This is a genomic window from Burkholderia thailandensis E264 (genome assembly GCF_000012365.1).
Lineage (GTDB): Bacteria > Pseudomonadota > Gammaproteobacteria > Burkholderiales > Burkholderiaceae > Burkholderia > Burkholderia thailandensis.
Genome location: NC_007650.1, coordinates 100,468 through 118,561, shown reverse-complemented (window position 1 = coordinate 118,561; position 18,094 = coordinate 100,468). Strand labels below are relative to the sequence as shown.

At 63.9% G+C, this 18,094-nt stretch carries 16 protein-coding genes and 2 pseudogenes; 10 read left to right on the top strand and 8 right to left on the bottom strand.

What is annotated here, in order from left to right:
* The first annotated feature begins 71 nt into the window (after positions 1-71).
* The 7 genes from cynR to BTH_RS00520 all read left to right on the top strand — a co-directional run bounded on the left by cynR (position 72) and on the right by BTH_RS00520 (position 6,432).
* Positions 72-1,010 (top strand): transcriptional regulator CynR, encoded by a 939-nt coding sequence (gene cynR, locus BTH_RS00545; RefSeq protein ID WP_025370051.1) that lies wholly within the window; start codon positions 72-74, stop codon positions 1,008-1,010.
* A gap of 243 nt (positions 1,011-1,253) precedes the next feature.
* Positions 1,254-1,388: a ribbon-helix-helix protein, CopG family gene (locus BTH_RS34855; RefSeq protein WP_223297142.1), complete on the top strand. Its 135-nt coding sequence runs from the start codon at positions 1,254-1,256 to the stop codon at positions 1,386-1,388.
* Between the two features lie 127 nt (positions 1,389-1,515).
* Entirely contained in the window at positions 1,516-1,827 is a 312-nt protein-coding gene (locus BTH_RS33045) for a hypothetical protein (RefSeq protein ID WP_127446348.1), read from the top strand.
* Between the two features lie 188 nt (positions 1,828-2,015).
* Positions 2,016-2,339 (top strand): hypothetical protein, encoded by a 324-nt coding sequence (locus BTH_RS00535; RefSeq protein WP_009894700.1) that lies wholly within the window; start codon positions 2,016-2,018, stop codon positions 2,337-2,339.
* 561 nt (positions 2,340-2,900) lie between these two features.
* Positions 2,901-3,824, top strand: coding sequence for a LysR family transcriptional regulator (locus BTH_RS00530; RefSeq protein ID WP_009907082.1), 924 nt, complete (start codon positions 2,901-2,903; stop codon positions 3,822-3,824).
* A 631-nt stretch (positions 3,825-4,455) separates the two neighbouring features.
* Positions 4,456-5,598 carry a porin gene (locus tag BTH_RS00525; protein ID WP_009894697.1) on the top strand — a complete coding sequence of 381 codons (1,143 nt, stop codon included), beginning with the start codon at positions 4,456-4,458 and terminating at the stop codon, positions 5,596-5,598.
* A 516-nt stretch (positions 5,599-6,114) separates the two neighbouring features.
* Positions 6,115-6,432: a DUF4148 domain-containing protein gene (locus BTH_RS00520; RefSeq protein WP_025405968.1), complete on the top strand. Its 318-nt coding sequence runs from the start codon at positions 6,115-6,117 to the stop codon at positions 6,430-6,432.
* 809 nt (positions 6,433-7,241) lie between these two features.
* Here BTH_RS00520 and BTH_RS00510 read toward each other — a convergent pair.
* A complete protein-coding gene (locus BTH_RS00510; RefSeq protein ID WP_009894691.1) occupies positions 7,242-7,934 on the bottom strand; it encodes a hypothetical protein in 693 nt (230 codons plus the stop codon).
* 472 nt (positions 7,935-8,406) lie between these two features.
* Between BTH_RS00510 and BTH_RS00505 the strand changes: the two genes are divergently transcribed.
* The gene (locus BTH_RS00505) at positions 8,407-8,733 is read left to right on the top strand and encodes a thioredoxin family protein (RefSeq protein WP_009894689.1); all 327 of its coding nucleotides are present in this window, start codon (positions 8,407-8,409) and stop codon (positions 8,731-8,733) included.
* A 19-nt stretch (positions 8,734-8,752) separates the two neighbouring features.
* The gene (locus tag BTH_RS00500; protein ID WP_004523721.1) at positions 8,753-9,172 is read left to right on the top strand and encodes a secondary thiamine-phosphate synthase enzyme YjbQ; all 420 of its coding nucleotides are present in this window, start codon (positions 8,753-8,755) and stop codon (positions 9,170-9,172) included.
* Positions 9,173-9,586: 414 nt separating this feature from the next.
* On the opposite strand, the gene BTH_RS00495 is transcribed toward BTH_RS00500, so the two are convergent.
* The 4 genes and pseudogenes from BTH_RS00495 to BTH_RS00475 all read right to left on the bottom strand — a co-directional run.
* On the bottom strand, positions 9,587-9,850 hold the full coding sequence (locus BTH_RS00495) for a PAAR domain-containing protein (RefSeq protein ID WP_009894681.1): 264 nt from the start codon (positions 9,848-9,850) through the stop codon (positions 9,587-9,589).
* Positions 9,851-9,859: 9 nt separating this feature from the next.
* The gene (locus tag BTH_RS00490) at positions 9,860-11,395 is read right to left on the bottom strand and encodes a type VI lipase adapter Tla3 domain-containing protein (RefSeq protein WP_011400791.1); all 1,536 of its coding nucleotides are present in this window, start codon (positions 11,393-11,395) and stop codon (positions 9,860-9,862) included.
* A gap of 85 nt (positions 11,396-11,480) precedes the next feature.
* Positions 11,481-12,691 (bottom strand): IS3-like element ISButh2 family transposase gene (locus BTH_RS00485; RefSeq protein WP_085952878.1). Its coding sequence is split into 2 segments (ribosomal slippage): positions 11,481-12,376 and positions 12,376-12,691, totalling 1,212 coding nucleotides; the frame shifts between segments, so codons are not numbered across the junction.
* 183 nt (positions 12,692-12,874) lie between these two features.
* Positions 12,875-13,540 (bottom strand): annotated as a pseudogene (locus BTH_RS00475) (DUF3274 domain-containing protein); the annotation flags it as partial.
* Here BTH_RS00475 and BTH_RS00470 point away from each other — a divergent pair.
* A pseudogene (locus tag BTH_RS00470) lies at positions 13,489-13,878 on the top strand (integrase core domain-containing protein); the annotation flags it as partial. The pseudogenes BTH_RS00475 and BTH_RS00470 overlap by 52 nt on opposite strands.
* A gap of 19 nt (positions 13,879-13,897) precedes the next feature.
* Here the strand turns inward: BTH_RS00470 and BTH_RS00465 are convergent.
* Genes BTH_RS00465 through BTH_RS00455 form a run of 3 tightly spaced genes read right to left on the bottom strand, consistent with a single transcriptional unit; the run spans position 13,898 to position 18,088 of the window.
* Positions 13,898-14,161, bottom strand: a complete 264-nt coding sequence (locus BTH_RS00465) for a PAAR domain-containing protein (protein ID WP_009894667.1) — start codon at positions 14,159-14,161, stop codon at positions 13,898-13,900.
* A gap of 9 nt (positions 14,162-14,170) precedes the next feature.
* Positions 14,171-15,829, bottom strand: coding sequence for a type VI lipase adapter Tla3 domain-containing protein (locus tag BTH_RS00460; protein WP_025404154.1), 1,659 nt, complete (start codon positions 15,827-15,829; stop codon positions 14,171-14,173).
* Between the two features lie 18 nt (positions 15,830-15,847).
* Positions 15,848-18,088: a DUF3274 domain-containing protein gene (locus BTH_RS00455; protein ID WP_025404153.1), complete on the bottom strand. Its 2,241-nt coding sequence runs from the start codon at positions 18,086-18,088 to the stop codon at positions 15,848-15,850.
* Positions 18,089-18,094 lie beyond the last annotated feature (6 nt).

Genomic DNA, 18,094 nt, shown 5'->3' with positions numbered 1-18,094 from the left:
CGCGCGAAGCGCAGGATGTCGACCCACCAGAAAGGCACGCCCAGCGATTGATCCGGCGGAATATGAAATCCATGCAACGCAACCCGCTTCTGCGAAACATCTGCTATCTGCTCGCGGTCGACGAGCATCGCAATTTCACGCGCGCGGCCGAGGCGCTCAGCATCTCGCAATCGGCGCTGTCGCAGAAAATTCGCCAGCTCGAAGACGAGCTCGGCGCGCAGTTGTTCGACCGCAGCGGGCGCGTGGTCCAGCTGACCGATTTCGGCGGCGTCTACCTCGAATACGCGCGCCGCGCGCACAGCGATCTGCTCACCGCGCAGCGCGCGCTGAACGACGTGCACGATCTGTCCCGCGGACAACTGCGGATCGGATTCACGCCGACGTTCACCGAATATCTGATCGCGCCGGTGATCGAGCACTTCCACGAGCGCTATCCCGGCATCGTCATCGAGATGACCGAAATGTCGCTCGACGCGGTCGAGACCGCGCTCGGCGACGACCAGGTCGATCTCGCGTTCGGGTTCGTCGACGTACGCTCCGACGAGATCGAAGCCGAGGCGCTGTTTCCGGAGCGCTTGATGCTGGTGGCCGGCGCCACGCATCCGCTCACCACGCAGCGCGATCCGATCACGCCGGATCAGCTCGCCGAGACGCCGCTCGCGCTGCTGACGACGAGCTTCGTTTCGCGCTTCTACATCGACAGCTACTTTCAGTCGTACGACATGAAGCCCAATGTCGCGCTGCAGGCGAATTCGATCAGCGCGGTGCTCAAGATCGTGCGTCGCGGCAAGATCGCCACGATCCTGCCCGGCACCATCGAGTTCGAACATCGCGATCTGCAGTACGTCCCGCTCGATCCGCCGTTCCCGGTGCGCACCGTCGCGCTGCTGCGGCGCAAGGGCGCGTACCGCACTGTCGCCGCGACGGCGTTCGCCGCCAGCGTTCGCGCGCTGCTCGACGACGGCAGCTTGTCGTCGCTGCGCACGATGACGAAGCGCGACGATTCTTGACGTCGCGCGCGATCGCCAACGCGCGTTCATCGCGCGCGGCGGCGATGCCGACGTGACGCACCGGCGGCGCGGCGCGCCGTCAATCCTTGTCAGGCCATTCCCATGTCATTCATTCACGACCGAAACGCCACGATGCGCGCGGCGCAAACCGCGCTTCCGGCAAGCCACGATGCATCCGGCTCGACGACGGCGGCTGCGCGTTCGACCGAGCCCGCATCCCCCGCGCGCAAGAACAAGGTGCGCGTGCTCATCTCGATCGATCCGGATTTGCTGGCGGCCGTCGATGCGCTGGCTCGGCGCAAGGGGCTCAGCCGCGCCGGGACGATGTCGCTCGCGTGTGCGGATTTCGTCGGACGCGACCGGCAGGAATCGGCTTGACGATCGGATCGGGCGCGTGGGCAAGCGGGCGATCTGCCGTCGTGGCCTGCCGTCGCGCGTAGCTTCGCGCGGGAATTTCAACCGCGCCATTGCGCGAGTGCATGCCGCGATGAAATGAGAAATTCGAATGCCGCGCACTCGCGCGCGGCGGCTTGTCGCGGATAGCAACGCCGATATCGGCTCGATATCGCTCAAGCGTTTTGAACGCGGTCGACGATTGCCGGCGCAATACTATCCAGGGCCGCGAATCCCATTTTTTCCGTCCCTGCGAGGCAATTGGCCAGCCGATCCGAACATCGAAAACAAATCAATAACAAAACATCAATTCTTCTTGAAAGAAAATAAAAGGATGATCGCTTTGCCTTATCGACAGGATCGGAAATTCGCCTTGGACACGATCGCAAATCTCCTTCATCCTTTCACTGTCGATTCTCGCTGAATCGATTACGCGAAACGCCTGCCACGCCGGCCATCGCGCCGGCTTCGCACGCATTTTCCCGGGATTTTACGAAGGGAACCCGACAAGCGCCAAGGCGCCTTCACGCAACCTTCGGCAAGGGAATTCCGCGATTCGTCAGCACCGAATCGATTGGAATATCGACTCGATTATTGAATTGGAAATCCTAAATGTTCAAGCAAACTCTCGTAAGCATCGCCGTCGCGCTCACCGCATTTTCCGGCATCCCGACGAACGCATCCGCTCAACAGGCGCAATCCGCCGCCCATGCTGAATCGGGCGCCGCCGCGGGCGGAGGCGCGCACGCCTCCGACACGGCCTATACGGCACAGCTCGCCGCACGCTCGAGTGCAACCGGCGGCAATATCGATCACGTCGGCTCCGCGGCGAAGGCAGCCGTTCCCGTCGGCAACGCGCCTGCGGGCCGCGACATCGCGCCGGAGCTGCAATGCGTCGGGCCGGTGAGCTTCTGCAACCCGTACTTCGGCAGCTGATGCCGTTCGTGATGCTTACCGGTTCGCCGAGATGAGCGCCTCATGCGACGCGGGTGCGCCGAAGCGCGCCCGCCCTCCGATGTCCCGGCGCATGCGCGCTCCCACACGACGGGCGCTCGCGTCGCCCCGCATGTCCGCACCCGCAACCGGTGGTCCGGTTCCGTCCGCCTGCCGATCACGCGCATACGCCGATCATCCGGCACGCGAAACAAGCCGGCGCGCGGAAATCGCCCGCCGCACCGCGATCGCATCGGACGACATCGGCGACTACCCAAGAAGCGCAGCCACGCCATGCGTTACCTCGCTTGCGATGGGCTGATCGTCACGCACCGCGTGAGACGGCCCCGCTCGCCCCCTCCCGGTCCTCCGCGCGATCCGCGATGACGGCGCAACGCGCGGTCGCCGCGGCCGCGACGTCGGCAGCTCCGCTGCAGACCCCGCCGGCGTGCGCCGCACGCGCCGTCGTCACATGAAGGCGGATGCGCCTGCCGAACCGCCGCGCCCCCCCTTCCCAACGCACTCCACTTTTCGAGAGCCACCGTGAACCACCTATTCAGTGCGATGCGAGTCTTTCTCAAGGTTGCCGAAACACATCACTTCTCGCATGCGGCGAACCAGTTGAACCTCTCGCCGTCGCTGGTGACGCGCTATGTCGGCGATCTCGAATCGCACCTCGGCGTCAAGCTGCTGCAACGCTCGACGCGCAAGACCGTCCTGACCGAAGTCGGCGTGCGTTATGCGGAGGGCTGCCGCGCGCTGCTCGCGAATCTCCACGAGATCGAATCGCGCGCGACGCACGAATCGAGCGCGATCGCGGGCGATCTGCATGTCGTCGCACTCGACAGCATCACGTCGCCGGAGCTGGCCGGACTGTTCGCCGAATACCAGTCACGCCACCCCGACGTATCGCTGCGCATCACGCAAACCGATTCGGAAGTCGATCTGCTCGGCGGCGGATTCGATGTCGGCATCGTAGCGGATACGATGATCACGTCGGTATCGCTCGTGTCGCGCACGCTGATTCACGCGCCGCTTGTCGCCGTCGCGTCGCCCGGCTATCTGCTGCAAGCGCCGCCGCCCGCGCGGCCGGCGGACCTCGCCCGCCACCGGATCATCGGGCTCGCCGCCGGCGCGCGGACTTATCGGTGGACGGGCAAGAACAACGCGGTCGACACCACTCAGATCGACACGCCGATCACCGTCAATAACGCGCCGATGCAGCGGCAACTCGTGCTGGCGGGCGGCGGCATCGGGCTGCTGCCCGAGTACCTCGTCGCGAACGATCTGCGCATCGGCACGCTGACGCGGCTGCTCGGCGACTATCGAATCGCCAACGACGGCGTCACGATATCGCTCGTGTACCCGGGCCGGGAATTCCTGCCCGGCAAGGTTCGCGCCTTCGTCGATCTGGCCGCCGCCCGCTTCAAACTGCCGATGATTTCGGTGCCGCGCACCGTCGGCAGGGTGGATATGAGCGTCGCGTGAGCGACGGGGCGAATGTTCGATCGTGTTGCCGCTCGAATGCTCGAATGCTCGAATGCCCAGCAGCATAACCGCTTGGTCGCTTGACCGATCGGGCGCTTGAGCGCTTGACTGCGGGCACGATCGCATAGGCGCACGGTCCGAATCGCTTCGTCGACACACCGGATCGCCGCAACGTCGGCCACCTTTTCGACGTGAAGGGGCTGTCCGCCGCGCATATCGGCGACGACGCCGAGCCGTATTCGCATCCGGATGCGCCCCCCAAGGCTGACGCGCGCGATTCGGTATTCGCGATCGCGAGCCGCCGCTCCCATCGCCGCGCGCAAGCTCAACGCATTCGGTTCCGCCGTCGTTATCCGTGCAGCGTTCCTCTTCGCGACACACAGTCGTCGTCGAGCGCCGTCGAACGAATGTTGCGACGGCGCGACAAGACACGCTCCGCTTCCCCGCTTCGTGGCGGCACGCGATCACCGCTGCGCCCGCCCCGCCGCATTTCCGCGCGTTTGTGGCGATTTTGTGAACCAGTCCCGTCAATCATGCAATGGAGTTGCCTCCGTCCGTGATCGTCAACGCCGCTTCCGCGTTCCTATACTTGCGCCGATTTTCATCGCAGCCCACACGCAGGAGCCCTTCCGTGAAAAAACCGCTTCTCGCCGGCGCCACCGCCGCCGCCCTGTTCGCGCCGCTCGCTCACGCGCAGCGTTCGGTCACGCTATACGGTCTGATCGACGCCGGCCTCATGTACACCAACAACGCGGGCGGCGCCTCGCAATGGCGCGCGACGAGCGGCACGATCAACGGCAGCCGCTTCGGCTTGCGCGGCGTCGAGGATCTCGGCGGCGGCATCAAGGCGCTGTTCTTGCTCGAGAACGGCTTCAACGCGAACAACGGCACGCTCGGTCAGGATGGCAAAATATTCGGCCGCCACGCCTACATGGGACTGAGCGGCAACGGCTACGGCACGCTGACGCTCGGCCGGCAATACGACACGATGGTCGATTTCGTCGCGCCGCTGTCGGCGAGCGCTGGCGACTTCGGCGACACGGACTTCGCCCATCCATTCGACAACGACAACCTGAACCACTCGCTGCGCATCGATAACGCGGTGAAATACACGAGCGACCATTACGCGGGCGTCAAATTTGGCGCGCTGTACGGGTTCTCGAACGCGGCGAACTTCGCCGACAACCGCGCATACAGCCTCGCCGCGAGCTACGGCAACGGGCCGCTCAAGCTGGCCGGCGCCTACCTGCAAATCGACGGCTCGAAAGGCACGACTGGCGCGAGCCCCGGCGCGGTCGACGCCGTCGAGGCGAAAGGCTTGAGCCAGGGCGGCTGGCTGACCGGCTCGAAGCGCATGCGCTCGTATGGCGGCGGCGTCAACTACACGCTGGGCTCGGCCGTCGTCGGTTTCGTCTATACCCGCTCACGATATGACGATTCCGGTTCGTTCGGCTCGACGGGCGAGATCCGCTTCGACAACTACGAAGCAAACCTCCGCTATGCGATCACGCCGGCGTTCGGCGTCGGCGGAGCTTACGTGTACACCGGCGGCCACGTGTCGGCCTCGGACAGCAGACACGACGCGGCCCCGGCGTGGCAGCAGGTCGACTTGCAGGCCGTCTACAAGCTGTCGCGCGTCACCGACATCTATGCGGAAGCGATGCATCAGCACGCATCTGGCCGAGGCTACCGCGCGTTCATCAACGGCTCCGGCGGCGCATCGGGCACGCCGAACCAGATCGTCTGCACGGTCGGCATGCGCACACGCTTCTGAACGCCGAGCACGAATGCGGCTTATCGGCCCCCACCAAGCGCGGCGGGCCGCAACCACGCCGTGTGCCGTGTGCCGCACGTCGCGTGCGTCGCGCGCCGCAACTGATACGCACGCGTTTGCGGCAGCGCGGTTCCGCTTGCGAGTCCGCGCTTATGCGTTCCGCAGGCCGATACGCAGCCACGCGACGCTTTCCCATCGCCGGCGGGCATTCAATCGCGCCGGCCCGCGCACCGCCGCGAAACCAGCGCATGCACCGCCCGCGCCCGCCTTCGCCGCGTTCCGCCGTTACATGTTTCGGATGGCTGATCGAACCCGACCTGCGGCGCGTGGCGGGGCCTTCGTCGAGCGCATGTCGCACGACATCGAAGCTCGGACATCCGGTCCCCTTCTTTCTGGAAAACAACTCACCACGAATCGGGATTTATCCGGCGCGCGGCGCTGCGTAGACTTGGGACATCGGTTCGAACGACGCCGCGCGTGCCGAGTAGAGCCGAAACGAATACGCTCGAGGACATCGTGAAATCAATCGTCACCATCGCTGCCGCCGCCACCGTTCTGCTCGCCGCACCGGCACTCTCGTTCGCCCAATCGTCGCCGTCGCCGCTCACGCGCGCGCAGGTGCGCCAGGAACTGCTGGATCTGGAATCCGTCGGCTACAACCCGTCGCTCGGCGACGGCGACGACTACCCGGACGACATCATCGCCGCGCAGGAACGTCTCGCCGCAAAGCGGCTCGCCGAACGCCGGAGCGCGGACGCCGCATACGGCCCGGCCGGCACGCCGAATGCGCACGCCGGGGCACCCGCGCCCATCGCGATCCAGTCCGCGCACTGACGGGCCACGCGCGACGCAAGTCACGCGCCACCCGCGCGCCACGACGCGCGCGGGCGGCCTGCTACGCGAGAAAACGCGGGCAACGGCACATTGCCGCCCTGTGAAAAGTCGTTTTCGACACGCGATGCGGATCGGGGGCGCGGACGCCTATCCGGCGAACGTCCAAAGCCCCCGTTTCCGAGCAACCCAACCGCACGAGCGGGTCCCGGCCAAGCAAGGCTGGACATCCGAACAGCGCGCATCGGCAAGCGCGTCGGCCGGCTTTAGTCGAGCGCCGCCTTTCGCTGCCGACGACGCCGCTCCATCGCGCCGCCGAACTGCGGTTCGCGATCGCCGGCGCATGCGCGGCGTTCGCATACGCGATCGGCAAAAGCGACGTGATGTGCGGTTGCCTGCCGCGCTCGCGCTATGCGCGGCACGCCATCGATGAAGGTTGCGTCGCGCTGATCGAGCTGCGCGTCGACGCGATTCAATGCGGCGGCGCGAAGCTTCGGCGATGCGATCGAAATCCGCTATCGGTCGCCATCGATCCCGATGCCGCGCACGCGCCCGACCCGACGCTACGGATCGGGTATGGCGGCGACACCGCGTCGATCGGGCAGCATGTCATGCCGTTGCCGCGGTGGCATGACGTGACGAGGAAGCATCGGGCGCTTTGCGCGGCTGAAGCGGCGAGCAACGCACGACGACGCACCGCACGCCGGACAATCGCGGCTCGACCGGATACCGCGCAACGCCCGCGCGGTTCGGTGCGATGCGCGCGGCGATCAATCCGCGTGGGGTCGTCGCAATGGCGGCTCGCGCGGCCCTCACAATGGATGCGCGGCCCCCGCCTGTTGAAGCAGCGACACGGCGAGCGCGTCCGGCATGCCGTTGGCGTCGATCGCGCCCGCGTTCGCGAGCGCGCCGAGATCGCTGTCGACGCCCGGCTGTCCGACAAAAAACGGCGTAGTCAAAAACCCCGGCACGGCGAACATGACCGCATAGCGCTGCTGGAGGTTCGCGACGACGGCCGTTTGCGCGGCCTGCACATTGGTCTGATTCTCCAACGCCTGCTGCAAGCGCGAACTGTTCGGCAGATCGCCGATCAAGCGGGCCGGACTCGTGCCGAGCTGCGCGGCGAGGTAGACGAGCATCAGCTCCGTCTGCGGCGTCGTATTGAACGTGCCGCCCGCGTATGCCAGCGAGTGCAGGCTCGTGCCGCCGGAGGTCACGGTGATCGCGCAGGGGAGTGCCGCATCGAACGTGACGCTATAGTGGCCGCCGCCGTCGGACAGCGTCGCGACCGAGCCGCGCGCGCAGTCGACGTTGACCGTCGCGCTCGCAAGCGCGGGGCCGGTGGCGGCGGTGCCGGAAAGCGTGACGGTTTGCACGCCGCCATCGTCGAAGCAGCCGTCGAAACCGAAGCATGCGTCGCCTCGGCAGCCGGAAAGCGCCGCCAGCGAAACGATGCAAAGCGTGCCCAGCACCGGGCGGATGAAGCGCGCGTGTTGAGAATTCATGGCCGCTGCGGTCACATGGAGGAAAAAGGTCCACTGATTTCACGCCGGGTGCAGGCGCTACATTCGATTCTAGGTCCTGAATCGAGAAAACGGGCGTCGCGCTCGCTGCAATCGCGAACAGAGTTTGTTCCCGCTCCGTCGAGCGCCATCACGGCCGGGCGATCGCAGCCACGAATCATGCAAGGCTTGCCGCGCCCCGCGCCGACACCGCGGTGCGCCGAATTGCCACGCGCACGCGCGCGGTTGCATTCCGCCGCCGAATTGCCGGCCCGCCCGTCGGTCGAAGCCGCGCTCACCCGATCGGCCGGTTCGGGTCCGCTTCTTGCGCGGGCACGGATATGCCCTGAATCGGGCCGGCGGACCGGCGCCTCGCAGCACACCGTGTAGTCGCGCCCTTTTTCGACTACAGTAAAACCGCTGGCCTCGACGACGGCCTGAACGCAACCCTGCTTCTGCTAGCCCTGGAGTCACGATGCATTCTTCGCAAGCCTATACCGCCGACGCGCCCACGCGCGCCGAAGTCGACGCGCTCGCCGGCGCGACCGTCATCGAATTCGGCGCCAATTGGTGCGGCATCTGCGCGGGGGCGCAGCCCGCGATTCGCGATGCGTTTTCCATGCACGCCGACGTTCGGCATCTGAAAATCGAAGACGGCCCCGGCCGGCCGCTCGGTCGTTCGTTCGGCATCAAGCTCTGGCCGACGCTGGTGTTCCTGCGCGACGGCACCGAAGTGGCGCGTGTCGTGCGCCCGACCCATGCCGAGCAGATCGAAACCATCGGCTTCGCCGCGTTGGTCTGATCAACCGACGCTCATCGCCATGCAACAGTCGATTCAACACATCACCGTCGAGGCGCGCGGGCGCGGTCTCGTCGAGTTCACGCCGCAAGTACGCGCGTTCGTCGAAGTGCAGTCGGTCAGCACCGGCCTGCTTACCGTGTTCTGCCGGCACACGTCCGCTTCACTGCTGATCCAGGAGAACGCGGACCCGTCGGTGCAGCGCGATATCGAACGATACTTCGCCGCGCTCGCGCCCGAGGACGACGCACGCTACGAGCACGACACCGAAGGCGCCGACGACATGCCGGCGCACCTGCGCACGGCGCTCACGCAGGTGCAGCTATCGATTCCGGTCGAGCATGGGCGCATGGTGCTCGGCACGTGGCAAGGCATCTATCTGTTCGAACATCGGCGCGCCCCGCATCGGCGCGATGTGGTGCTGCATCTGATCGGCGAGTGAACGGGCCGCGAGAATGGCGTGGGCGGCGCCGCGCGCGACCCGGCGCGGCGTGGGCGGCTCGATGCCCTCCGCCTCTTGATCGTCCGTCGCGGCCGTTCGCCGGGATCGCGTTTGCGACGCGCGGCGGCAGCGGTGCCCGCGCACGTCTTCGCGCAAAGCTCGGTCATGCGCGGCGGCCGGCACGCGTTCTTCACCGACAGGCCTGCGCGGCGCGCCGATCTCATCGACCTTGGCCGGAAATGGCGGTGTCCGAAGACCGGACATAGGCGTGGGCATCGGCGAGCCCGGAAAAGCGCCGCAGTGCGCCTGTTGTCGTTGCCATGCCGCACGGCTCACAGTCAATCGCATAGCCGGTTCACGGCCCGTCGGTTCCGGGCGTGGCGACGGCATTGGCGCAGAAACGAACGAAGCGCTTCACACGCGCCCCGACGTCGGAATCGACGAGATGAGCGTCGCGCCGCACGACGTCCGATGGCCGTCGAACGCCACCGCGCGCCCCTCGATTCGCACGCCTTCGTCGCCCTCCACGATCACGCAATGTTCGTGTCCATTCATCGGGCATGTGCAGCGGTCGCCGACGCAGGCCACTGCCCGCCCCATCACGGTCGAACCCTCGCGGCCGGTTACAACGCGGCCGCCGTGCGAGGTCGAATCATCGATGCGAATCACGCCGCGCATACGGGCTCCTTACCGGAACGGATTGACGTCAGGCTGCTTATGCGTCGGCGGGCTCACCATCACGATCGTCGCCGTGCCGTTCGGCCGGCGATGGATCGTGGCGCTGGCCCCGCCTTCGTTGTAGCTCGCGATCAGGCCGAGTCCAATCTGCACCAACGGCGAGCTGATGCCCGTGTTCCCGATCCGACGGCCGATGTCGTAGCCTTCCTTCACGTCATCGAGACTCGGCGCGGACGGCCCGCTTTGCGCGAGCGCCTGGTTGATCGGCGCGACCCACGCGCGATCGCCCGTCGTGTCGTAGAAGATCCGCTTCGGCGTTTCGCCAGTGGGCAGCGTATCGACGGCTTGCTGCCACCCCGCCTTGAGCGCTTGCGCCTGCTGCGCGGTCTTCAGCGGCTTGCCGTGCGCATCGGCGAGCTTCACGTCGATGGGCCGATGCAGGTAGCCGAGCAGCGGCGCGTTGTCGAATTGCTTCACCTGCCAGGTCGTCCAGCGCACCGGGATGTACGGCGTGGGTTTGAACTCGCCCGGGCCTTTGTTGCTGATCGTTTTCCAGAAATCGGGGAGTTTGGTTTGCCACCAAGCCGAAGTGACAAATCCCGGTGACATCGGCGTGTCGACGCCTGCCTTCCGTTCCTGAGCATCGTAATGTGCGGAGAAGCCGTCCGGCCCGGAATCGTGATTGATCTTCCAGAAGTAGTTCCACAGGCGCGTGATATCGTAATCGGTAGTGTTCTTGTTGACGTCCTCGGTCTGTTCGACAGCGTACGGACGGATCAGTCTGTCGACTCTGTCTGAGCGGGACACAAGCATCGAAACCATGCTATCCGGCATTGAGGGAATGTTCGACTGCTTGAATGTGTCCACATAACCCGGCGTCTGGTTGAGCTTTCGGGTTGCTGCCCCATCAAACGTCACGATTACCGCTTCAGGAACGTCCGGATGCGCGTCGAAGAACGCGAATAACTTCTCGACGATGCTGGTACCGTCGTCGGTGTTCGCATCTTCCTGCCATAGCAGTAACGTGACACCCAGGCTCGCCTCTTGCCGAAGACCGGAAAGTTCTGCGCCTGGCCGGTCGGCACGCTGAGCCTTCGGCGGCTCCCAGATGAATACCGGAACCGGCCAATATTCAACGGAGTGGTGCGCGCCGTATTTGAAGCTGATCCGCGTCGACAACCCTACCTCGGTCATCCGTTCATCTTCATTGGCAGGATAGTCAGCGGAATTCTGTGACATGTATGTCGAATGGTTGTCTGCCTTGGCCTCGATGGCTTTCCAGATCTCTTCATTCGTCTCCTTTCCCGCCACAAGCCCTAGGCCTCGCACTTCCAATACGAATTTTCCGCCTGACTGAGCGAGCAATGCCGGGGAGCTGTTGTTCCCGGGCGGGAGGATAGCCGGGGTCGACTGCGCACTCGACGCCGTGCTCGTAGCCAGCGGTGGTTCGGCCGAGCGACTGTGCAGCCAGAAGTAGCTCGCGGTGAAAGCTGCTGCGATACCCCCCAGTGCAACCAATACACCGTTTCGAATGCTACTCACCATACCTGGCATCTCCTGTCCTGTTGCTTGCCAATAGTGGTAATGCCGTGTCATCACTGGAATTGACCCTGTAATCCCGGACACAGCTTCACACTAAGGTTGCTGAATCCATCGAGCGCCGGAACTCGCGAGGCGAGCGGTATTTCAGCGCGCTATGGGGATGCTTCTCGTTGTAATGCTCGAACGCGATGGCCAGATTGTGTGCAGCGGTCGCCGCGTCCGGCTTCGGCATGAAGGCGACGTAATCGCGCTTCATGGTTTTCACGAAGCTCTCAGCCATGCCGTTACTTTGCGGGCTGCACACCGGCGTGGTCAACGGCTTCAGGCCTATGTCCATCGCAAACCGGCGCGTGTCGTCGGCCGTGTAGCCCGAACCGTTGTCGCTCAACCACTCGATTTCGGATGGCGTATGCAACGCATTGCCGAAACGATTTTCCACCGCAGCCAGCATCACGTCGCGCACGATGTCGCCGCTATGGCCTGCCGTCGTGGCCGCCCAACTCATCGCCTCGCGGTCACAGCAGTCCAGCGCGAACGTTACGCGCAGCGGCTCGCCGTTGTCGCAGCGAAACTCGAAGCCGTCGGAGCACCATCGCTGATTGCTGCGACCGACAGCCACCTTGCCGTCATGGCGACGTTGCGGCCGAGGTGGAATCGGTCGGCGCTGCATCAGTAGCCCGTGCGTACGCATGACGCGATAGATGCGCTTGGCATTGAACGGCACCAGCCCAACGGCAACACGCTCGTTGCGCAACGTGCCCCAAACCCGGCGATAGCCATAGCTGGGCAAATCGCCGACGACACGGCGGATTTCCTCGACCACGCTCGCATCGTCGGCCTGTCTCGATTGACGGCCATCGCGCCACGTCGCCGGGCGCGACAGTCGTGCCGATACGTTCGAGCGCGACACGCCGAGAACTTCACAAACCAGTTTCACTGGCCGTCCTCCGGCAGCAAGGGCGAGTGCGCTATCCATTTTTTTGCTCGGCCGTACTCGACTGCTTCCCGGAGAATCTCGTTCTCCATGGTCTTTTTGCCGAGCATCCGTTGCAGCTCGCGAATCTGCTTGAGCGCGTCGGCCAGCTCCGATGCCGGAACTACTTCCTCGCCAGCCTTGACTGCTGACAGGCTCCCGTCCTGGTACAGCTTGCGCCAGTGGAACAGCTGGTTCGGGTTCACGCCGTGCTGGCGCGCGACCATCGAAACCGACGTCCCCGGCTCCAAACTCTCGCGAACCATCGCCAGCTTCTGTTCCGCCGTCCAGCGCCGCCGACGCTCCGGGCCCGTCAACACTTCCATCACTTCCTGCCTGGTGTTAGTCAAAAACACAGTCCTATGCCTACCCGTTAGTTTAAGCGGGAGACTGTGTCCGGAGATTCAGGGGGCCGTTCCAATCACGAAGATAGTCCAACCTAGCGCGACTAGTGCGAACACAGCCGCAAATGGCCAGATACGAGGTTTCATAGCGCCTCTTCAATAATCTCATGTTTTGCTTTCAGCCTTTAGTTCGCTGGTAACCAATGGCGGAAGTGTAAGCATCACGAATTTCTCAGCCGGAAATTGACCGGTTCGGTAGTACGTTGAGCATGCGTCCAAAAAATCACGCGTATGTTTATCCAATCGGTTGAAGGCTTTGCATTCCTTCATTTGCTTAAACGCGCGAGACGTCATCTTCCAATCCGCCATCAAAAGCAACAACTGCCGCCAGTCCGGATCATCCAGCGTCACCGCCTGACCGATCGACACATCCATCGCCGTGACCCAGCGATGGTTCTCCGAACTGAGCAGCACGCCCGAATGATAGTTGTTCGCTTCCAGTTGATCGGCATCGGTGCGCATGCGCTTGCGAACCTCGTCCGGCGTCTCCTCGCGCTGGATCACGTACGTCTGATACCGTCCGCCCGTGGCGGCCGCCGACAGCATCGAGCCGAGCGACCGGCTCGGCACGATGCGCCAGTTATGCGACTGCTCGTCGACCGGACGGCCGCGATTGAACGCCTGCTTGTGCGGCTCGATGCTGGCGCCCGGGTCGTCCGTCGTCGCAACGTCCTTCCACTGGAACTTCGCGTACTGGTTGCCGAGCGCGACGTTCTTCGTCACGTCGTCCGGACGCATCAACCCGGCGACATCGGCGTGCCCCGGCACCTGAGCAACGTGGTCGACCGCAAGGCTTGCTGTTTCACTCGGATCAAGGCGGCCAATATGCAAGCCGGAAATTCCGTCAGCGCCTCTGGCGCTATCGGATACAGCAGAGCATGAGCCGTCGAGGAAATTGTTGGGATAACTCCCCGATGGAGAGGCTGTTCCGCAGCTTCAAGACCGAATGGCTACCGTCAGTGGGCTACATGTCGGCGCAGGAGGCACACCGGGACATCAGCCACTACCTGATGCACCGGTACAACTGGATACGGCCGCATCAGTTCAATGACGGACTGGCGCCGGCGGTTGCGGAAGAAAAACTTAACGCAGTGTCCGGGATTAGTTGACCACTACAGGCAAGTCTTATTATGTGCGCCCCGACGTCGGAATCGACGAGATGAGCGTCGCGCCGCACGACGTCCGATGGCCGTCGAACGCCACCGCGCGCCCCTCGATTCGCACGCCTTCGTCGCCCTCCACGATCACGCAATGTTCGTGTCCATTCATCGGGCACGTGCAGCGGTCGCCGACGCAGGCCACTGCCCGCCCCATCACGGTCGAACCCTCGCGGCCGGTTACAACGCGGCCGCCGTGCGAGGTCGAATCACCGATGCGAATCACGCCGCGCATACGGGCTCCTTACCGGAACGGATTGACGTCAGGCTGCTTATGCGTCGGCGGGCTCACCATCACGATCGTCGCCGTGCCGTTCGGCCGGCGATGGATCGTGGCGCTGGCCCCGCCTTCGTTGTAGCTCGCGATCAGGCCGAGTCCGATCTGCACCAACGGCGAGCTGATGCCCGTGTTCCCGATCCGACGGCCGATGTCGTAGCCTTCCTTCACGTCATCGAGACTCGGCGCGGACGGCCCGCTTTGCGCGAGCGCCTGGTTGATCGGCGCAACCCACGCGCGATCGCCCGTCGTGTCGTAGAAGATCCGCTTCGGCGTTTCGCCGGTGGGCAGCGTATCGACGGCTTGCTGCCACCCCGCCTTGAGCGCTTGCGCCTGCTGCGCGGTCTTCAGCGGCTTGCCGTGCGCATCGGCGAGTTTCACGTCGATGGGCCGATGCAGGTAGCCGAGCAGCGGCGCGTTGTCGAATTGCCCCACCTGCCAGGTCGTCCAGCGCACCGGGATGTACGGCGTGGGTTTGAACTCGCCCGGGCCTTTGTTGCTGATCGTTTTCCAGAAATCGGGGAGTTTGGTTTGCCACCAAGCGGACGTTGCAAAACCCGCCGACATCGGAGTATTCACTCCGGCTCGCTTTTCTTCCGCCTCATAATGCGCCGTGAAGCTGTCCGGCCCCCGATCCTGATTGACTTTCCAGAAAAAATTCCACAGCCGCGTGACATCGTAGTCGGCGGTGCCGTTGTTTACATTCTCCGTTTGCTCAACGGCATACGGACGAATCAGTCGATCAACTCGATCGGAGCGGGACACTAGCATCGCGACCATGCTGTCCGGCATTGAAGGAATGTTGGACTGTCCAAACGTATCGATGTAGCCGGGCGTTTCATTGAGCCAGCGCTTCATCGATCCATCCAGCGTGTAGATGATGGCCTCCGGCACATCCGGATGCGAGTCGAAGAACGCAAACAGCTTTTCGACAATGCTGGCTCCATCGTCCGTATTCGCATCCTCCTGCCACAACAACAGTGTTACCCCCAAGCTCGCCTCTTGCCGAATTCCATCGAGTGCTGCTCCGGGGCGACCGAAACGGCGGTCTTTCGGCGGCTCCCAAATGAACACCGGAACCGGCCAATATTCGACGGAATGATGAGCCGCCAATTGGAAGCTCAGGCCAGTTGCGACGCCTAGATAGGTCATACGGCTATCCTTGTTATCCGGATAGTCGGTGGGGTTTTGCGACATGTAGGTCGAGTGATTGTTCGCCTTTGCGTCGATGGCCTTCCAGATCTCGTCATTCGCATTGTGCCCGGTCACAAGCCCCAATCCGCGGACCTCCAACACGAATTTCTCGCCCGTCTGGGCGAGCAAAGCAGGCGTACCGTTGTTGCCGCGAATTACTGCTTCGGTCGTCTCCGATACGGCTGCCGCGGAACTCACGGCTGCCGGCATCGGCTCTTGTGGAGCTCGATGCAGCCAGACATAGCTCACCGCAAAGGCCGCTGCGACGACACCCAATGCAACCAATACCCCGTTCCGAATGCTACGCGCCATGCCCGGCATCTCCTGTCCCGTTGCTTGCCAATGGTGATAATGCTGCGTCATCACGAGGAATGTCCAACCTAGCGCGATCAGTGCGAACGCAGCCGCGAACGGCCAGATACGAGGTTTCATAGTGCCTCTTCGATAATCTCATGTTTTGCTCTCGACCTTCAGTTCGCTGGTCACGAGCGGTGGCAGGATGAGAGGTACATACTTCTCGTCGGGAAATCGGCCGGTCTTGTAGTAATCGACACACGCTTTCACGAATTCGCGCGTGTGTTCGTCCAAGCGCTCGAAGTTCTTGCATTTCTGGATATTTCGATACACGTCCGGCGTCATCTTCCAATCCGCCATCAAAAGCAACAACTGCCGCCAGTCCGGATCATCCAGCGTCACCGCCTGACCGATCGCCACATCCATCGCCGTGACCCAGCGATGGTTCTCCGAACTGAGCAGCACGCCCGAATGATAGTTGTTCGCTTCCAGTTGATCGGCATCGGTGCGCATGCGCTTGCGAACCTCGTCCGGCGTCTCCTCGCGCTGGATCACGTACGTCTGATACCGTCCGCCCGTGGCGGCCGCCGACAGCATCGAGCCGAGCGACCGGCTCGGCACGATGCGCCAGTTATGCGACTGCTCGTCGACCGGACGGCCGCGATTGAACGCCTGCTTGTGCGGCTCGATGCTGGCGCCCGGGTCGTCCGTCGTCGCAACGTCCTTCCACTGGAACTTCGCGTACTGGTTGCCGAGCGCGACGTTCTTCGTCACGTCGTCCGGACGCATCAACCCGGCGACATCGGCGTGCCCCGGCACCTGTCCGCCTTTCTGAACCTCGCCCCCGTACAGATCGGGCTCGTACGCCGGTTTCAGTTGCTCGCCGTTGATGAGGCGAATGTCGTTGCGCTTGAACGACGCCTGCAGCGCCATGTTCTTGCCGGATTCGACCAAGGTGCCAAGCATCGTGCCGTCCGTGTCGGGGCCCGGCGTCAATCGCTGAAACGGATCGCGAACCGGCACGCGCGCGGGCGGCGTGCCGACGGCGACCTTCGAGCGCCTCCCCCTGCCGTCCTGGTCGCGCTCGAGCCGCGTCCACATGCGCTGAAAGAAGCGCTTCGGCTCAAGCGCCGTCATCGCAGGCATCGTTTTGCCCCGGCTGGCCGCCGCGCCATCGGCCGGAACCTCGTCGGGCACGCCGAACGTGCCGATCCCGCGCACCTTGTCGAGGCCGACCACGGTGTCTTCCGGGCAGAAGTACAGATAGACCTTGCCGCGGTTGTCGCGCTCGTCGAACGTGATCCAGTGCTTGCCGCTCTTGTCCAGCCGCTTTCCCTGCGTCTGGCTCCAGTTCTGTCCGGCCCGGCCGCACGAATGGGCCGAATCGATCATCAGTTCGGCCAGATCCGGAATCGTATGCGGCTCGCTCGTCACCGCGTTGACGATGTCGACCAGCGTCTTGAGCTTCGCGTGCCCGGTTTGCTGGCTGCCGTCCTTGGTGAACTGCAGGCTGTACGGCGTATCGACCATGATGATGCAATCCACGCAGCGCTGCCCTTGCTGCTTGAGCATCGCCTGCGCGAGCAGCGTGATGATCGTGCCCTGGCTGTGCCCCATCACCGTGATCGTTTCGTGCTGAGGGTCCATTCCATGTTCGAGCGCGAGCGCGGAGGGCTGAATGGTCCGAATGGTCTTGATGAGATTCGCCAGGCGAGCCGCGGCAAGCACGAAGTAACGGCGCTCGGGCGACTTGCCGGCGAAGATCGTATTGCCGGCGAGCGCGTTTTGCATGACCGTGCGCTCCAGCTTGTCCGGTTCGAAACCCCGGCTATACATCTGCGGAATGTTGTTCGTCGCGTTGGCGAAAAACCCGCCGCCCTTGCCGAAATGGGCGTCAAGCCGGTTGCCGTGGATGTCCTGATACTGGCCGCGCGTCATCAGGTTGCCGTCGCTGTCCGCCACGCGGCTCTTGATCTCGCCCGGATGGTTGATCTTCGCGATTTCGTTGTCGGATGCCCGATAGCCCCAGTAGAACGGCAGGAACATGCTGTGGGCACCGCCACTTTCCGCACGTCGATACAGATACATGTCCGGATCGTTGGCGATTTTGCTATCGAAGAACGGGCTCTTCCGGTCTTTCGCTTTGATGGCTTCAGCATATTCCCTGCCATATTCCGCCGGCCGCAAATCGCTTCGCGACAATCGCTCATTGAGCCCCTGGCACAGCCCGCGCTCCACAGTGGCATAAGCCGCACCGGGATCGTTGACGCCGTGAATGAAGATCACCACGCCCGGCAGATCGCGCGGAATCGGCACGGGCCGGTCGCCCGGCCGATTCGCCATCGTCACGCCCGCCCCGTGGGCGGCGGTGAAACACTGATCGTTGATACCGTTCATCGTTCG

Excerpts from the sequence above, each read along its gene's own strand:
- BTH_RS00500 (WP_004523721.1), top strand. The coding sequence starts at position 8,753 with ATGCAACAGTCGATTCAACACATCACCGTCGAGGCGCGCGGGCGCGGT.
- cynR (WP_025370051.1), top strand. The coding sequence starts at position 72 with ATGCAACGCAACCCGCTTCTGCGAAACATCTGCTATCTGCTCGCGGTC.
- BTH_RS00490 (WP_011400791.1), bottom strand. The coding sequence starts at position 11,395 with ATGGTGAGTAGCATTCGAAACGGTGTATTGGTTGCACTGGGGGGTATC.
- BTH_RS00510 (WP_009894691.1), bottom strand. The coding sequence starts at position 7,934 with ATGAATTCTCAACACGCGCGCTTCATCCGCCCGGTGCTGGGCACGCTT.
- BTH_RS00465 (WP_009894667.1), bottom strand. The coding sequence starts at position 14,161 with ATGCGCGGCGTGATTCGCATCGGTGATTCGACCTCGCACGGCGGCCGC.
- BTH_RS00505 (WP_009894689.1), top strand. The coding sequence starts at position 8,407 with ATGCATTCTTCGCAAGCCTATACCGCCGACGCGCCCACGCGCGCCGAA.
- BTH_RS00455 (WP_025404153.1), bottom strand. The coding sequence starts at position 18,088 with ATGAACGGTATCAACGATCAGTGTTTCACCGCCGCCCACGGGGCGGGC.
- BTH_RS00460 (WP_025404154.1), bottom strand. The coding sequence starts at position 15,829 with ATGAAACCTCGTATCTGGCCGTTCGCGGCTGCGTTCGCACTGATCGCG.
- BTH_RS00530 (WP_009907082.1), top strand. The coding sequence starts at position 2,901 with ATGCGAGTCTTTCTCAAGGTTGCCGAAACACATCACTTCTCGCATGCG.
- BTH_RS00535 (WP_009894700.1), top strand. The coding sequence starts at position 2,016 with ATGTTCAAGCAAACTCTCGTAAGCATCGCCGTCGCGCTCACCGCATTT.
- BTH_RS33045 (WP_127446348.1), top strand. The coding sequence starts at position 1,516 with ATGCCGCGCACTCGCGCGCGGCGGCTTGTCGCGGATAGCAACGCCGAT.
- BTH_RS00495 (WP_009894681.1), bottom strand. The coding sequence starts at position 9,850 with ATGCGCGGCGTGATTCGCATCGATGATTCGACCTCGCACGGCGGCCGC.